The following is a 15,321-nucleotide window of genomic DNA, read 5'->3' as shown; positions in this document are numbered from 1 at the left end:
GCCGCGAACTGGGCGGCGCAGGCCAAAGTCGGCCAGTACCTCGGCATCGGCGGCCCGCGCGGCTCGCTCGTGATTCCCACCGCGTTCGACTGGCATGTGCTGGTCGGCGACGATACCGCGCTGCCCGCAATCGCCCGCCGCCTCGAAGAACTGCCGGCCGGCGCGCGCGCCGCCGCGGTGATCGAAGTGGCCGATCCGTCGGCGCAAATCGAGTTCACGACACAAGCCGAGCTGCATCTGGTCTGGTGTCATCGCAGTGAAGCGCGCGAACGCGGCTCGGCGCTGTTGCAGGCGGTCCGCGAAATCTATCTGCCGGAACACGGCGAAGGCTACGTCTGGGCCGCCGGCGAATCCGCGACAATGCGTGCGGTGCGTCAGCATCTGTGCGCGGAACGCGGTGTCGACAAGTCGCGCATTCGCGCGGCCAGTTACTGGAAGCAGGGCGCGCAAGCAGTTCACGAATCGCTCGACGATTGAACGTGCACGCTCACCGGACAGCGCGTTTCGCGCGGGCACCCGCGAGCGCGATGAGCAAGCCGAGGGGCTCCCGCAGACGCCGCGCGTCGAACAACAATAGTGGTCGGCGAAAGCCAACGCGGCTCGGATGAGCGCAACACGCGGCGCGCTCTGCTGAGGCGCCGCGTGTTGCGGATGCGGCAATGGCGTTGAGCTTTCGCCCTCAGTCGGTTTTCCCGGTCAATGCGCGCCTCGCGGTTTCGCCCTCCGCGTGCGACGTCGCGTAAAAAACCCTCGCCCTGCCGATGATGATCTTCAACATCGCGATCACGGGTACGGCCAAAAAAATGCCCGCGACGCCGCCGAGCTGATCTCCCGCGAGCAGCCCGACGATGACGAGAAACGGACTGACCTCCACGCCTTCGCTCATCAGATAAGGATTGAGCACGTAGTCCTGAAACAGCCGGTACAGGCCGATAAAAACCACCAGCCACAGCAGATGCGGATAGCCGCTGAAAACCGCGACCGCCAGCGTGATCGCGACGGCAGCCAGCGGTCCGGCAAATGGCACGAACTCCAGCAAGCCCGCGCTCACCGCGAGCAGAAACGCGTAAGGCACGCCGAGTAGCGAAAACGCGACGCCATAGCAGATCAACGTGGCCAGCGATAAAAACAGCAGCGCGCGCACATACTTCGACAACAGCACATTCAGGTCCGTGACGATCTCCGCCCACAGCGTGCGATGCCGCGCCGTCAGCAGTTCGAGACACGCATCGCGCATCTGCGGACCTTCCTTGATCAGCAGAAAGCTCAAGATCGGAATCAGCACGAGGTAGATCAGGTTGCTGGCCGCGTGCACGACACCCAGGCCCACGCTGCGCGCCACCGGCACGGCCTTGTCGGAACCGGTCTCGATCTGGCCGCGCACGAAATCGACGATCCGTTCGCGCAACGGTTCGAGAAAGTGCGGCAACGGAAAACGACTGGGCACATCCGACCTCAGCAAGGTGGGCAGTTGCGCGAACAGATGCGTCGCCTGGTCCTGCAATTGCACGCCGAAGATCGAACCGACCACCGCGATGACCGCGACGACGACCACGAACACCAGCGCAATCGATGCGACCCGCGGCATGCGGCGCGGCCTGACGCGCTCGACGAGCTCGACCATCGGGTAGATCAGATAGCTGAAAAACACCGCGAACACCACCACCAGCACCGTGGTCGACGCGATATAGACGACGAAAAACAGCAGCGCGATCAAGCACGCGGTCCAGACTTTTCTGGCCGTGCAGACATCGAATCCGAGCATGAACCTTCCTCGAGTGAGCGATGAGATCCGGCGCCGCGAGCGCGCCGGGGAACATCGCACAATATCAGGCAGCCGCGGGATTGTGAACGCGTGCCGGGCCCGCTCTCGTCGCCGATGACAGCCGCCACGCGGCGCGGCGCCGGGATTTGCGCGGGATCGACTACACCAGCTTGCCTGGCAGAAAGCCGACGCACGCCGCAAGCAACAACGCGCCACGCGGAGTATTGCGCCTCGCTTCGGCGATCTGCTCGACGCTTTCGCCGTGTTTCGCCCGCGCCTGCATGGCTAGCTGGCGGATCGTGCCCTCGGCCTGCAAGTCGGATCGCCCGTCAAACCGCCGACGGCGCGTCCGTTGACGTTAGAGAGCGGTGGCACGTTTGCGCCTGATGGGCATGCGCCGCTCTACATGCTTGAACCGCTTGAGCGGCAGCGCTGCGGCGCATGCCGTTGATCGCTCTACCTTTTCGCGCGATCGCGCAGCGCGTCGACCGCTTCGCCGAGCTTTGCCTGCATCCGGCCGGCCAGCTTTTCAGCCGCGCCCTCGGCTTGTGTCATGCGATTGCCTGTGACCTTGCCGATCGCTTCTCTCACCGAGCCCTTGAGTTGCATCGCTTCACCTTCGACACGATTCTTGTCCATGACGTTTTCCTCAAACGATTAAGTTGCACACGGGTGATGCCGCAGGGATGTCTGAATTGCCAGGTTGGAGTGCAATGTTGCGCGTGCTATGTGTCAGCGCGTTCGTCGCGAGCACGACTAGCGCATTCGTCGTACCGCTTCGGTGCGCGTCGCCCGATGCCGTGCATGGATTGCATTGCACACGCTTCGATCTGCCCATCACCAGCATCGTTTCGTGGACCGCTTCGCTTTGCGCGATCCGCTTCGGAGCAACAACGTTGGGACACGAGCACACTTTGTGCCCGAGGGGCGGAGCAAAGACGCGCCAGTAGAAAAGGCCGCAGATGCGGCCTTCGTGATCGTACGCGCGAGCCAGTCAGCGCAAGGCTGTGGTCGCACACGTGCTAACGATTGTCAGATGACGACTCGCCCTCCAAGCCCGCGAGCGGATGCTCCGCGCCCTTCCACGGCGAAGCCAGAAAATGCTGGACCCGTTCGGGCCGCACTTGCGCCAGCGTCGCGGGCGCCCAGCGCGCGTTGCGGTCCTTGTCGATCAACTGCGCCCGCACCCCTTCGCAGAAATCGCCCTCCTCGATCACCCGTTTGACAATGCCCAGTTCCATCCGGAAACACTCGGCGAGCGTCATCTGCCGGCCGCGCAACAGTGCTTCGCGTGTAACGCAGAGCATCGTCGGCGAGTGGCCGGTCAGTGCGTCGTAAGTCGACTGCAGCCACTGTTTCACCTCGCGCGGCGGCCCACGCTCCAGATCGTGGCGCAACGTCGCGACGATCCGCTCGACGCTCGCGCGCCGGTCGAAGTGCCGCGCGATCGGTTGCGTCAACGGCGCCAACGCCGCATGCGGGACGACGTTACACGGCGGCTCGAACACACCGCGCAACGCGGTCATCAAATCACCCTCGTGCGACATGCGCTGCAGACGTTCCTCGAAGCTGGCGAGCCATTCCGCCGGCACGCACAGGTCGGCCAGCCGCAGACGCAATGCATCGGCGCCGGACAAGGACACGCCGGTCAGCCCGACATAAAGCGCGTGTTCCACCGGCAGCACGCTTAGAAAACGCGTTGCGCCGACGTCCGGCAAAAAGCCGATACGCGTCTCAGGCATCGCGATTTTGCTGCGCTCGGTGACGATGCGCAGCCGCGCCGCCTGACCGAGCCCCATCCCGCCACCCATTGCAATGCCGTCGAGCAGCGCGACCACTGGTTTCGCCAAGGTGTGCAGCGCGAAGTCGAGCCGGTATTCGTCGACGAAAAACGCAAGCCAGCGATGATCGCCATTCTTCGCCAGCCGATGCACTTCGCGCACATCGCCGCCGGCGCAAAAGGCTTTCGCGCCCGCACCCTTGAGCACGAGCGCGACAATGCCGCTGTCACGGCGGCAATGTTCGACCAGCACGGCAAGCTCACGCACCATTGCATGCGAGAGCGCATTGAGCGTGGCCGGACGGTTCAGCGTAATGATCGCCACGCGGTTGACGACGCGAAACAGAATCTCGCGCTGCGCCTGCGCGCTCACATCGGATGCGACGCTTTGCAAGGCGCTCATCCGTGAATCTCCGTCTGTGCGTGGGTGGCCTGTCCTGACTGCGTGCGCGAGTCCGCCTGCCAGCGCGGCGTGCGTTTTTCGAGGAACGCGTTGACCCCTTCACGCTGATCCGCGCCGTCGAACAGATCGACGAAGCGCTCGCGTTCCAGCGCCAGCGCCGCCGCACGCGGCACGCCGTTGCGCGCGTGATGGATCAGCGTCTTGCTGAAGCCGACCGCCTGCGGGCTCAGACCGGCAACGCGCGCGGCCATCGTCAGCGCGGCGCCGAGCGCAGCGCCTCTTTCGACGACTTCCTCGACGAGACCGATGCGCAATGCGGTCGCCGCATCGACACGTTCGCCGGTCAGTATCATCCGTTTGGCCCAGCCTTCGCCGACCAGCCATGGCAGCGTCTGCGTGCCGCAACCGCACGGCAGCAGGCCAACCGCGGTCTCCGGCAACGCCAGCAGCGCATGCTGTTCGGCGATGCGGATGTCGCAGGCGAGCGCGCATTCGAGTCCGCCGCCCATCGCATAGCCGTTGATCGCCGCGATCACGACGGCCCGCGCGTTCTGCAAGGTCTCGAAGGCCGCGCCGAAGCGCGCCGCCGCCGTACGCGCGACTTCGCGATTGCCGTCGGCAAACGTGTTCAGGTCGGCGCCCGCGCTGAAAAACTTCGGGCCGTCACCGGTGATCACGATCGCACGCACGCGTGCCTCGTGGTTCAGCCTTTCGACGGTGTGCTGCAATTGCAGCAAGCCATCGGCGGTGAACGCGTTCGCGGGCGGCCGCTTGAGCGTCACTTGCGCGACGGCGCCGTCGTGCGCATAGTCGAGTTCGATCATCACGCGCCTCCTTGTTTGCCGTCGTCGGCCGCGTGACGATAAAGCTTGATGACCGCCGAAAAGTCGAGACGTCCCGCGCCTTTCGTGCTCATCGTTTGATAAAGCTGCTGCGCGAGCGCGCCGAGATAGACCGGCTGACGCGCGCTGCGGGCGGCGTCGGTGGCAAGCCCCAAATCCTTGAGCATCAGATCGGTGCCGAAGCCGCCGGTGTAGCCGCGCGTCGACGGCGCGGTATCGATCACGCCGGGCATCGGGTTATACGTGTCCGAACTCCAGCAGCGTCCCGTCGACGTATTGATGATGCCGCCCAGCACCTTCGCGTCGATGCCGAGCGCCTCGCCCAGCGACATCGCCTCGGCCACGCCCGCCATCGTGATGCCGAGCACGAGGTTGTTGCAGATCTTCGCGACCTGCCCGGTGCCGGTGTCGCCGCAATGCACGATGTTCTTGCCCATCGCGCAGAGCACTGGCTTGACCTGTTCGTACGCGCTGGCGCTGCCGCCGACCATGAAAGTCAGCGTGCCCGCCGCCGCGCCGCCCGTGCCGCCCGACACCGGCGCATCGACGAAGGTGTTGCCATGCTGCGCCGCGAGTTCGGCGAACGCCTTTACGCTGGCCGGATCGATCGTGCTCGAATCGATGATCGGCACGCCTTTCGCGATGCCCTGGAACACGCCGTCGTCCGCGCTCAGTACGCTGCGCACGTGCGCGGCGGCGGGCAGCATCGTGATCACGCATTCCACGTCGCTCACGGCCGCTTTGGGTGAGCCGGCCGCCTTCGCACCGGCATCGACGAGCGCCTGCACGGCTTGCGCGTTCAGGTCGAATACGTTGAGCGCGTGGCCCGCCTTCAGCAGGTTGTGCGCCATCGGCGCGCCCATATTGCCGAGTCCGATAAAGCCTATCTTCATGATGTCGTCTCCGTTTTCGCGCGCCGCTCAGCGCAGGCTGATCGTCGTGTTGACGCCGTCGTTGACCGTGTCGTCGTCGAACCAGCGGGCCGTCACGGTCTTGGTCTGCGTATAGAACTGCACGACCTGTTTGCCGTACGGGCCAAGGTCGCCGAGCTTCGAGCCGCGCGAGCCGGTGAAGCTGAAGAACGGCACCGGTACCGGAATCGGAATGTTGATGCCGACCTGCCCGATGTCGATCTCGCTCTGGAATTTGCGCGCCGCCGCGCCGCTCTGCGTGAAGAGGCCGACACCGTTGCCGAACGGATTGCGATTGACGAGCGCGATCGCGTCGTCGAGCGTGGCGACGTTCAGCACCTGCAGCACAGGGCCGAAAATCTCGGTGCGGTAGATTTCCATTTCCGTGGTGACGTCGGTGAAAATCGTCGGGCCGATGAAGTTGCCTTGCTCGTAGCCGGGCACCTTCACGTCGCGGCCATCGAGTGCGAGCGTCGCGCCTTCTTTCACACCCGCATCGATCAGACCGAGAATGCGTTGCTTCGCCGCGCGCGAGACCACCGGGCCGATGTCGGTGTTCGGCTCGTTGCCCGCGTTGACCCTGAGCGTCTTCGCCTTCGCGACGAGCTCCGGCAACCACTGCTGCGCGGCGCCCACCAGCACCACGACCGAGGTCGCCATGCAGCGCTGTCCGGCCGCGCCGAAGCCCGCGCCGGCGAGCGCGTTCAAAGTCTGCTCGCGGTTCGCGTCGGGCAACACCACCGCGTGATTCTTCGCGCCCATCATCGACTGCACGCGCTTGCCGTGCTCGCTGCCGAGGTGGTACACGTGCGTGCCGACCGCCGTCGAACCGACGAACGAAACCGCCTTGATCAGCGCGTGCGTGCAGAGCGCATCGACCACTTCCTTGCCACCGTGCACGACGTTCAGCACGCCTTTCGGCACGCCCGCTTCGAGCGCGAGTTCGACCAGTTGCATCGTCGACAGCGGGTCCTGCTCCGACGGTTTAAGCACAAAGGTATTGCCGCAGACGATTGCCATCGGAAACATCCACAGCGGGATCATCGCGGGGAAGTTGAACGGCGTGATGCCGGCACACACGCCGAGCGGCTGGCGCAGCGTGTAGGTATCGACGCCGCCCGCCACGTTCTCCGCGAATTCGCCCTGCTGCAGCGTACCGATCGAGCACGCATGCTCGACCACTTCGAGTCCGCGGAAGATGTCGCCTTCGGCGTCGGGAATCGTCTTGCCCTGCTCGGCGCTCAGCGTCTTCGCGATGCGCGGCATGTGCTCGCGAATCAGCGCCTGGTACTTCAGCATGATGCGCATGCGCGCGCCGATCGGCGTGTCCTTCCAGGTCTTGAACGCGGCGTGCGCGCTGCGCACCGCTTCGTTGACTTCGTCGACGGTGGCAAACGGCACGCGCGCCAGCACTTCCTGCGTGGCGGGATTGACGATGTCGCGCCATTCGCGGGTTGTCGATTCGACGAACTCGCCGTTGATCAGCAGTTTGACGGTGGCGACGGCCTGGTTCGAAGCAATTGCGCTCATGCTGGAACTCCTGTGCGTGGGCCGCGCGGCGGCCTCAGAGTGACGGTGATAACGGGAATGACGGGGAAATGGCGGAATGAAAAGGATCAACGCAGCTCCGGGAAATCCTCTTCCCAGTACTCGCCGGGCAAACGCGCGGGTTCTGCCGCGCGCTCCATTTCGCGGCGCCGCAATTCGACGCGGCGGATCTTGCCGGAGATGGTCTTCGGCAATTCGCTGAATTGCAGACGCCGAATCCGCTTATACGGTGCGAGCTTTTCGCGCGAGAACGCGAATACGGCGCGCGCGAGCTCGGGCCCCGCTTCGTAGCCGTGACGCACGGTGACGAACGCTTTGGGGACTGCCAGGCGCAGCGCATCGGCGCTCGGCACCACGGCGGCTTCGCCAATGGCCTCATGCTCGATCAGCACGCTTTCCAGTTCGAACGGACTCAGGCGATAGTCGGACGATTTGAACACGTCATCGGATCGGCCGACGTAGACGTAGTAGCCGTCGTCGCGGCGCAGCGCGACATCGGAGGTGCGGTAGAAGCCGTTACGCATTGCCTGCGCGGTGGCGTTCGCGTTGTTCGCGTAGCCGGTCATCAAACCGAGCGGACGCTCGTTCAAAGGCAGCGAAATTTCGCCTTCGGTCACAGGCTGATCGTCCGCGTCGAGCAGTTCGATCCGGTAGCCCGGCAGCGGCCGCCCCATGGACCCGGCGACCACCGGCTGCCCCGGCGGGTTGCCGATCTGGCAAGTGGTCTCGGTCTGGCCGAAACCGTCGCGAATGGTGATGCCCCACGCGTGCTTCACGCGCTCGATGATCTCCGGATTCAACGGTTCCCCCGCCCCGACGATCTCGCGCAGCGTGACCGGATAATCGGTGAGCCGCTCCTGCACCAGCATGCGCCACACGGTCGGCGGCGCGCACAGCGTGGTGACGTTAAAGCGCACCAGCGCATTCAGCGTGTCTTTCGGCACGAAGCGCGCGAAGTTGTACACGAACACGCAGGCCTGCGCGTTCCATGGCGCGAAGAAGCAGCTCCAGGCGTGCTTGGCCCAGCCCGGCGAGCTGATGTTCCAATGGACGTCGTTCGGTTGCAGCCCGATCCAGTACATCGTCGACAGATGGCCGACCGGATAGCTCTGATGCGTGTGTTCGACGAGCTTCGGTTTCGACGTCGTGCCCGACGTGAAGTACAGCAGCAGCGTGTCGGTGGCTTGCGTGACGCCGTCGGGCGTGAATTGCGGCGACGCGTCGCAGGCTACGGCCAGATCGATCCAGCCGTCGCGCGGTGCGCCCGCCGAGAAGCGCGTGAGCGGCACGTCGAGCGTATCGAACTTGGCCAGCTCGGCGCTATCGACCACCACGAACTTCGCGCCGCCGATCTGCACGCGCTCACGCACGTCGTCGGCGGAAAGCTGAGTGGTGGCGGGCAGCACGATCGCGCCGAGCTTCATCGCCGCGAGCATCACGTCCCACAGTTCGACGCGGTTGGGCAGCATCAGCAGTACGCGGTCGCCACGGCCGACGCCCGACGCGCGCAGGAAGTTCGCCATACGCGCCGAGCGCTCGGACATCTGCGCGTAGGACAGGCGCAGGCCGTCAGTGGCGGGGTCATCGACGATCCATAGCGCGGGGTTGTGATTGTTGCGTGCGATGACGTCGAAGTAATCGAGCGCCCAGTTGAATTCGCCCAATGCCGGCCAGGTGAATTCGCGGTAGGCGCGGTCGTAGTCGGTTCGGTGGCGCAATAACAGATCGCGCGCGTCGAAAAAGGCCTTCGCTGCAGTCATCGTCGTCTCCTGTCGACCGGAGTTGGCGCTTTAGCTGTCGGCCGGCGTGAGTGCTTTAGCACTTGCTCCGACCCATGCGCGGCACTGACTCCCGTCTTATGCAACATGGTTGCTAGTGGATGGCGCGGTATGCGCTCTGCTTGTGTCCCGCTGATACTTCGTCTTGCCCTGCTGCCTTGCTGGCGCTCATGCTTCACCTACGCCCACCGGGCCAAGCTATTTTGCGCTCAAACGCCGTGCCGCTGCCGTCTAAACATGGCGCGCAATCACCATCCGCTGTACCTCGCTGGTTCCTTCGTAAATCTGCGTGATGCGGGCATCGCGGTAATGGCGCTCCACCGCGTAATCTTCCAGATAGCCATAACCGCCGTGAATCTGGATCGCGTTCGAGCAGATCTGCTCGGCCAGTTCCGACGCGAACAGCTTCGCCTGCGATGCTTCCGACAAACACGGCTCACCCGCCGAGCGCAGCCGCGCCGCGTGATGCACGAGCAGGCGCGCGGCGTTCAGGCGCGTGGCCATGTCGGCGAGCATGTTGGCGATAGTCTGATGATCCTTGAGCGCCTTGCCGAACTGCACGCGTTCGCTCGCATAGCGGCGCGCGGCGTCGAATGCGGCCCGCGCGATGCCGACCGCCTGCGCGGCGATGCCGATCCGCCCGCCTTCGAGATTCGACAGCGCAATGCGCAAGCCCTCGCCCGGTTCGCCGAGCAGATTGGCTTCGGGCACCGCGCAGTCGTCGAGCGAAATCGGGCAGGTGTCCGAAGCGCGAATGCCGAGCTTGTGCTCGGGCTTGCCCACGTTGAAACCCGGCGTGCCGGTCGGCACGATGAACGCGGACAGGCCGCGCTTGCCGCGCGCCGGATCGGTGACGGCAAAGACGATCGCGAGGTCCGCGCGCGCGCCGTTGGTCACGAACTGCTTGCTGCCGTTGAGAATCCACTGGCCTTCGCGCAGTACCGCGCGCGAGCGCAGATTGTTCGCCTCGGAACCGGCCTGCGGCTCGGTCAGGCAAAACGCGCCGATCCGTCGGCCGGTCGCCAGATCGTGCAGATAGCGATCTTTTTGCACGTCGCTGCCGAAGTTGAGAATCGGCCCGCAGCCGACCGAGTTATGCACGCTCATCACCGTGGCACAGGCGGCGCAGCCGGCGGCGATCTCTTCGAGCGCGAGCGCGTAGGCGACGTAGTCGGTGTACGACCCGCCCCACTGCGGCGGCACGATCATGCCGAGGAAGCCGAGATCGCCCATCTGCGTGACGACGTCGGCGGGCAGTTGCGCGTCGCGGTCCCATTGCGCTGCGTGCGGCGCGAGGCGCTCGCTGGCGAAATCGCGCGCGGCGTCGCGGATCATCCGTTGTTCGTCGGTGTAGAAGCTCTCCATGGGCCGGTCCTTTATCGTGCTGTGCAGCCGGTCGCGGCGCTCGATATCAAGCGCGAGCGCCTCCGGTTGACGCAAAGTGTAGGCAAGCCGCCGGATTGCTTCGATGCTCAGCCCGATCATTCTCATTGAGCGCATTTGCCATACTGCTACCATACAAACCTTCTTCGGTCCGCTATTTCAAGCACTTGGCGAGACCGCCATCAGGACAACACTGAGCGCGTTTGCCAGCCAGACCTCTGCGTCATGAAAAACGACAAGGGCACGATTTCCGTCAGTCTGGTCGAGGAGACCCTCGCCCTCGCCCGGGCCCGCGGCCTCGATGCGCTGCCGCTCGCCGAAGCCGCCGGCATCGCCGCACCGATGCTGGCTTCGCCGAAGAGCCGGGTGTCGTCGGCGCAATACGGCGCGCTGTGGGCCGCGATTGCGCGCGCGCTCGACGACGAGTTCTTCGGCCAGGATTCGCACCGCATGAAAAGCGGCAGCTTCATCGCGATGACGCAGGCCGCGCTGACCGCGCGCAACGGCGCGCAGGCGTTGGCGCGCGCAGTCGGCTTCATGCGCCTCGTGCTCGACGACCTCGGCGCGCAGATCGACACCAGCGCGAGGCGCGTGCGCCTCAGATTCGTCGAGCGCGAAGGCGCGCCCGCGCCGGCCATGTTCGCCTACGCGACCTGGTTCATCCTCGTGTACGGGTTGCTGTGCTGGCTGGTCGGACGGCGCATTCCGTTGCTCGAAGCGCGCTTTCGCTGCGCCACGCCACCCGCCGCGCACGAATACCGGCTGATGTTCTGTGATCAGATGAGCTTCGAGCAGCCCGAGTCCTACGTCGATCTCGCGCCGCTCTTCGTCGAGCTGCCGGTGATCCAGACGACCAGGTCGGTCAAGCCGTTCCTGCGCGATGCGCCCGGCAGCTTCATCGTCAAGTATCGCAACGCCGGTTCGCTCGCGGCGCGCGTGCGCAAAACACTGCGTGCACTACCGATGGCCGGCTGGCCGGGCGCCGATCAGATGGCCGCGCGCCTGCACGTCGCCGAGGCGACGATGCGGCGGCGTTTGAAACAGGAAGGCCATACCTACCAGTCGATCAAGGACGACTTGCGGCGCGACATCGCGATCGGCGAATTGCAAAGCGGCGAGCGCACGATCGCCGACATCGCCAGCATGGTGGGCTTTGCGGAACCGAGCGCGTTTCATCGCGCGTTTCGCAAGTGGACCGGCATGCGACCGGGCGACTACCGGCCGGCGCGTGCGGATTTCACGCGGCGCGCGGAATCGGACTAAGCTGTAATCGGCAGGCCAGCCTTCTTCTGGGGTATCGGCCCGCGCCGGCCAATACCTGTTGGCCGGGCGCGGCAGCCGTCAGCGATGAGCACGTATCCGCGTCTCCCGTTCCGGCAGTCTGGTCCGCGCCGGCCGCATATCCGTAGCGGCGTCGTGGGCCGGTTGATGCGCGGCATGACCGCGCTTGGCGCACTGTTGGCGTTTGGATTCGCATCGTGCGAATTCATGGCGCCGCCGCTCTATGCCGCGCTCATGCGCAACAGCGTCGTGGTGATTCCGGTGAATGGCGCGATCGGTCCGGCCAGCGCGGACTTCATCGTGCGCAGCCTGCAGCGCGCCGCCGACGAGCACGCACAACTCGCGGTGCTGCAACTCGATACGCCAGGCGGGCTCGATACGTCCATGCGGCAGATCATCAAGGCGATTCTCGGCTCGCCTGTGCCGGTCGCGACGTTCATCGCGCCGGGCGGCGCGCGGGCGGCGAGCGCCGGAACGTATATCGTCTACGCGAGCCATATCGCGGCAATGGCGCCGGGCACCAATCTCGGCGCGGCGACGCCGGTGCAGATAGGGATTGGCGGCGGCGAGCCGCCTGCGGGTGGTGGAGCGCCGGGGTTGCCGGGACGAGGCGTGCCCGGGCTGCCTGGTGCCGGTTCCAGCGCTGGTTCCGGCTCTGGTGCTAGCGACTCGTCCGCATCGACGCCCGCACCAACCACGTCGGCCAGTGAAGGCGCCGCCCTGCCCCTCGACACCCAATCGACCGAACTGCGCAAGCAGGTCCACGACGCCGCCGCCTACATCCGCGGCCTCGCGCAGATGCGGGGGCGCAATACCGACTGGGCCGAGCGCGCGGTCCGCGAAGCCGTGAGCCTGTCGGCGGAAGACGCGCTCGCGCAGCACGTCGTCGATCTGGTCGCGCGCGACGTGCCCGACCTGCTGCGCCAGGTGGACGGCCGCACGATCGCGACGAGCGGCGGCGACGTCACGCTGCGCACCGCCCACGCGCCGCTCGCGACATTCGAAGCCGACTGGCGCAGCCATTTCCTCGCCGTCATCACCGATCCGAGCGTCGCGCTGGTCCTGTTGATGATCGGCATGTACGGCCTCTTCTTCGAATTCGCCAATCCGGGCTTCGTTCTGCCCGGCGTGGTCGGTGCGATCAGTCTGCTGATCGGCCTGTTCGCGATGCAGATGCTGCCCATCAACTACGTCGGCCTCGGGCTGATCTTTCTCGGCATCGCGTTTTTGATCGGCGAGGCGTTTCTGCCGACCTTCGGCTCGCTCGGCTTCGGCGGGGTGGTCGCCTTCGTGATCGGCGCGCTGATGCTGATCGACACCGACGTGCCCGGCTACGGCATCCCGCTGCCGCTGATTGCCGCCGTGGTCGTGTTCAGCGTGCTGTTCGTGCTCGGCGTCTCGCGGCTTGCGCTGCACGCGCGGCGCCGGCCCGTGGTGACCGGCTCGGAAGGGTTGATCGGCAGCGTCGGCGTGGTGCTCGACGGCGGTCTCTCGACTGAGCACGCGACGGCGAGCGGCGCGCCCGAAGGCTGGGCGCGCGTGCACGGCGAACGCTGGCGGGTGTCCAGCGCGGCCCCGGTCGAGGCGGGCCAGCCGGTGCGCGTCACGGCACGGCACGGATTGATGCTGACCGTCGTGCCGGTCGCGTCGGGCGAAGCCCTACAAGGAGAACGCTCATGATCGGTTTCACATTCGGTTTCAGCAGCATTCTGATTTTGCTGGTGGCCGCGCTGATTGCGTCGTCGGTGCGGATTTTCCGGGAGTACGAACGAGGCGTCGTTTTCATGCTCGGGCGCTTCTGGAAGGTCAAGGGCCCTGGCCTCGTGCTGATCATTCCCGTCGTGCAGCAGGCGGTGCGGATGGATCTGCGCACCGTCGTGTTCGACGTGCCGCCGCAGGACGTCATCACACGCGACAACGTCTCGGTGAAGGTCAACGCGGTAGTCTATTTCCGCGTGGTCGATCCGGAGAAAGCGGTGATTCAGGTGGCCCGCTACTTCGAGGCGACCAGCCAGCTTTCGCAGACGACGCTGCGCGCGGTGCTCGGCAAGCACGAACTCGACGAACTGCTCGCCGAGCGCGAGCAACTGAACGCGGACATCCAGAAAGTGCTCGACGCGCAGACCGACGCGTGGGGCATCAAAGTGTCGATCGTCGAGATCAAGCACGTCGACATCAACGAAACGATGATCCGCGCGATTGCCCGCCAGGCCGAAGCCGAGCGCGAACGGCGCGCCAAGGTGATTCACGCGGAAGGCGAATTGCAGGCTTCGCAGCATCTGCTTGAAGCGGCGCAGACGCTCGCGCGGCAACCCCAGGCGATGCAGTTGCGCTATCTGCAAACCCTCACGACGATCGCCGCCGACAAGAATTCGACGATCGTGTTTCCGCTGCCGATCGATCTGCTGAGCGCGCTGCTCGACCGCTTCGGCAAGCCAACGGCGCCATGACGCAGGGAGAGTTTTTGTGAATGCCCGCGAACCGGCACAGGTTCGACGCGTTGCCGCGCGCCTCACGTGTTTCAGCCGGCACGCGAAACGATGCATTGCTTTCTATCGTCTTACTCGGCAGGCCACCGGAAATTAGAATGCCGGGCTTGTCTGGTTAACCGCTCCCCAAGGAGCTCATCATGAAAATGGTTTCTCAAGTTGGATTCGGCGCGCTGTTGGCCGCCATGACTATCGGCACCGCATTCGCGCAGATGCACGCGCAGCCCAATGATCCGTCGGCGCCGAAAACGCGGGCGCAGGTCCGGGCCGATCTGATCGAATGGCGTGCCGCCGGCTACGACCCGCTCGACTGGATCGACTACCCGGAAAATGCGCAGCGCGCGGGGCGCATCGTGGCGGCCCGGCGCGCGCAGCAGGCGGGCGGGACGGTGACGCAATAACGCGCCGCGGGCTGACGGGTTGGACGCGACGAGTGCAATGGTCGTCGACGAACACAGCCCTCGCACGCTGCTTTGACGGCTGGTGGTCTGCGTCTTGCCGGCAGGCCAAGGGGTGACCTTTGCTTGTAGTGCGCCTGCGTGGGCGGGTGAACTGGCTGCACATTCAATCGTCGACTCTCCCTGTCGTAGTCCGAACCTTCAGAATGCCGCGTGGCGCGCACTCTTGCGCCGCCAGGCGGCGGCCTTCGCCATCACCCGCGCTCCGCTCACGGCTCCTTGCTCCGCGCGCCCCGCGCAGGCAAGGTATCATCTCGCCCCTTCGATAAACCCCGCTGCCGGAATCCGAGCGATGCCAATCTGGGTTGATGCCGACGCCTGCCCGGTCGTGATCAAGGACATGCTGTTTCGCGCCGCGCGCCGCACCGGCATGCCGCTGACGCTGGTCGCCAACGCGTTTCTGCGCGTGCCGCCGTCGCCGCTGATCCGCGCGATCCAGGTGCCCGCCGGCTTCGACGCCGCCGACGACCTGATCGCCGGGCGCGTCGTCGCGGGCGACCTCGTGGTCACCGCCGACATCCCGCTCGCCGCCGCCGTGCTCGCCAAAAACGCCGAGGTGCTCGATCCGCGCGGCAACTGGTACACGCCCGGAACCATCGAAGAGCGGCTGCGCACGCGCTCGATGCTCGACCAGCTGCGCGCGAGCGGCGTCGACACGGGCGGCCCGGCCGCTTTCAGTGCGC

The 15,321-nt window shown here is 65.6% G+C and carries 15 protein-coding genes; 6 read left to right on the top strand and 9 right to left on the bottom strand.

From position 1 onward, the window contains the following. On the top strand, positions 1–477 hold a 477-nt coding region (locus tag CIC12_RS14720; RefSeq protein WP_168664826.1), incomplete at its 5' end, for a siderophore-interacting protein. Positions 478–679: 202 nt separating this feature from the next. Here CIC12_RS14720 and CIC12_RS14715 read toward each other — a convergent pair. The 9 genes from CIC12_RS14715 to CIC12_RS14675 form a co-directional block, all read right to left on the bottom strand. Next, a complete protein-coding gene (locus CIC12_RS14715) occupies positions 680–1,765 on the bottom strand; it encodes an AI-2E family transporter (protein ID WP_168664825.1) in 1,086 nt (361 codons plus the stop codon). A 160-nt stretch (positions 1,766–1,925) separates the two neighbouring features. Next, positions 1,926–2,081, bottom strand: a complete 156-nt coding sequence (locus CIC12_RS14710) for a hypothetical protein (protein WP_168664824.1) — start codon at positions 2,079–2,081, stop codon at positions 1,926–1,928. 140 nt (positions 2,082–2,221) lie between these two features. Next, positions 2,222–2,404, bottom strand: a complete 183-nt coding sequence (locus CIC12_RS14705; protein ID WP_168664823.1) for a CsbD family protein — start codon at positions 2,402–2,404, stop codon at positions 2,222–2,224. Positions 2,405–2,787: 383 nt separating this feature from the next. Further along, on the bottom strand, positions 2,788–3,948 hold the full coding sequence (locus CIC12_RS14700; RefSeq protein WP_168664822.1) for an enoyl-CoA hydratase/isomerase family protein: 1,161 nt from the start codon (positions 3,946–3,948) through the stop codon (positions 2,788–2,790). Then, complete coding sequence (locus CIC12_RS14695; RefSeq protein WP_168664821.1) at positions 3,945–4,772, bottom strand: enoyl-CoA hydratase; 828 nt, start codon at positions 4,770–4,772, stop codon at positions 3,945–3,947. Before CIC12_RS14695 ends, CIC12_RS14700 begins: the two co-directional genes overlap by 4 nt. After that, the gene (gene mmsB / locus CIC12_RS14690; protein ID WP_168664820.1) at positions 4,772–5,683 is read right to left on the bottom strand and encodes a 3-hydroxyisobutyrate dehydrogenase; all 912 of its coding nucleotides are present in this window, start codon (positions 5,681–5,683) and stop codon (positions 4,772–4,774) included. Before mmsB ends, CIC12_RS14695 begins: the two co-directional genes overlap by 1 nt. Before the next feature lie 27 nt (positions 5,684–5,710). Further along, positions 5,711–7,231, bottom strand: coding sequence for a CoA-acylating methylmalonate-semialdehyde dehydrogenase (locus CIC12_RS14685; protein WP_168664819.1), 1,521 nt, complete (start codon positions 7,229–7,231; stop codon positions 5,711–5,713). A gap of 86 nt (positions 7,232–7,317) precedes the next feature. Further along, positions 7,318–9,009, bottom strand: a complete 1,692-nt coding sequence (locus tag CIC12_RS14680; RefSeq protein ID WP_168664818.1) for an AMP-binding protein — start codon at positions 9,007–9,009, stop codon at positions 7,318–7,320. A gap of 249 nt (positions 9,010–9,258) precedes the next feature. Next, a complete protein-coding gene (locus tag CIC12_RS14675) occupies positions 9,259–10,392 on the bottom strand; it encodes an acyl-CoA dehydrogenase family protein (protein ID WP_168664827.1) in 1,134 nt (377 codons plus the stop codon). 243 nt (positions 10,393–10,635) lie between these two features. Here CIC12_RS14675 and CIC12_RS14670 point away from each other — a divergent pair, with 243 nt between their 5' ends. From CIC12_RS14670 to CIC12_RS14650, 5 genes are all read left to right on the top strand, one after another. Continuing rightward, the gene (locus CIC12_RS14670) at positions 10,636–11,673 is read left to right on the top strand and encodes an AraC family transcriptional regulator (RefSeq protein ID WP_168664817.1); all 1,038 of its coding nucleotides are present in this window, start codon (positions 10,636–10,638) and stop codon (positions 11,671–11,673) included. 84 nt (positions 11,674–11,757) lie between these two features. Then, positions 11,758–13,371 carry an NfeD family protein gene (locus CIC12_RS14665; protein ID WP_168664816.1) on the top strand — a complete coding sequence of 538 codons (1,614 nt, stop codon included), beginning with the start codon at positions 11,758–11,760 and terminating at the stop codon, positions 13,369–13,371. Then, positions 13,368–14,141, top strand: coding sequence for a slipin family protein (locus CIC12_RS14660; protein WP_168664815.1), 774 nt, complete (start codon positions 13,368–13,370; stop codon positions 14,139–14,141). The genes CIC12_RS14665 and CIC12_RS14660 overlap by 4 nt, the downstream gene beginning before the upstream one ends. 179 nt (positions 14,142–14,320) lie before the next feature. Next, positions 14,321–14,581: a DUF4148 domain-containing protein gene (locus CIC12_RS14655; protein WP_168664814.1), complete on the top strand. Its 261-nt coding sequence runs from the start codon at positions 14,321–14,323 to the stop codon at positions 14,579–14,581. Between the two features lie 349 nt (positions 14,582–14,930). Further along, positions 14,931–15,321 (top strand): YaiI/YqxD family protein (locus CIC12_RS14650; RefSeq protein WP_168664813.1); only part of this gene is annotated, 391 nt, incomplete at its 3' end.

Origin of the sequence: Paraburkholderia sp. SG-MS1 (genome assembly GCF_012275575.1) — a bacterium.
Taxonomy (GTDB): domain Bacteria; phylum Pseudomonadota; class Gammaproteobacteria; order Burkholderiales; family Burkholderiaceae; genus Paraburkholderia.
This window is presented reverse-complemented; position numbering and strand designations above follow the sequence as displayed.

Coding starts and splice junctions, on each gene's coding strand:
- CIC12_RS14665 (WP_168664816.1), top strand. CDS start 11,758: ATGAGCACGTATCCGCGTCTCCCGTTCCGGCAGTCTGGTCCGCGCCGG.
- CIC12_RS14685 (WP_168664819.1), bottom strand. CDS start 7,231: ATGAGCGCAATTGCTTCGAACCAGGCCGTCGCCACCGTCAAACTGCTG.
- CIC12_RS14655 (WP_168664814.1), top strand. CDS start 14,321: ATGAAAATGGTTTCTCAAGTTGGATTCGGCGCGCTGTTGGCCGCCATG.
- mmsB (WP_168664820.1), bottom strand. CDS start 5,683: ATGAAGATAGGCTTTATCGGACTCGGCAATATGGGCGCGCCGATGGCG.
- CIC12_RS14705 (WP_168664823.1), bottom strand. CDS start 2,404: ATGGACAAGAATCGTGTCGAAGGTGAAGCGATGCAACTCAAGGGCTCG.
- CIC12_RS14695 (WP_168664821.1), bottom strand. CDS start 4,772: ATGATCGAACTCGACTATGCGCACGACGGCGCCGTCGCGCAAGTGACG.
- CIC12_RS14670 (WP_168664817.1), top strand. CDS start 10,636: ATGAAAAACGACAAGGGCACGATTTCCGTCAGTCTGGTCGAGGAGACC.
- CIC12_RS14700 (WP_168664822.1), bottom strand. CDS start 3,948: ATGAGCGCCTTGCAAAGCGTCGCATCCGATGTGAGCGCGCAGGCGCAG.
- CIC12_RS14660 (WP_168664815.1), top strand. CDS start 13,368: ATGATCGGTTTCACATTCGGTTTCAGCAGCATTCTGATTTTGCTGGTG.
- CIC12_RS14680 (WP_168664818.1), bottom strand. CDS start 9,009: ATGACTGCAGCGAAGGCCTTTTTCGACGCGCGCGATCTGTTATTGCGC.
- CIC12_RS14715 (WP_168664825.1), bottom strand. CDS start 1,765: ATGCTCGGATTCGATGTCTGCACGGCCAGAAAAGTCTGGACCGCGTGC.
- CIC12_RS14675 (WP_168664827.1), bottom strand. CDS start 10,392: ATGGAGAGCTTCTACACCGACGAACAACGGATGATCCGCGACGCCGCG.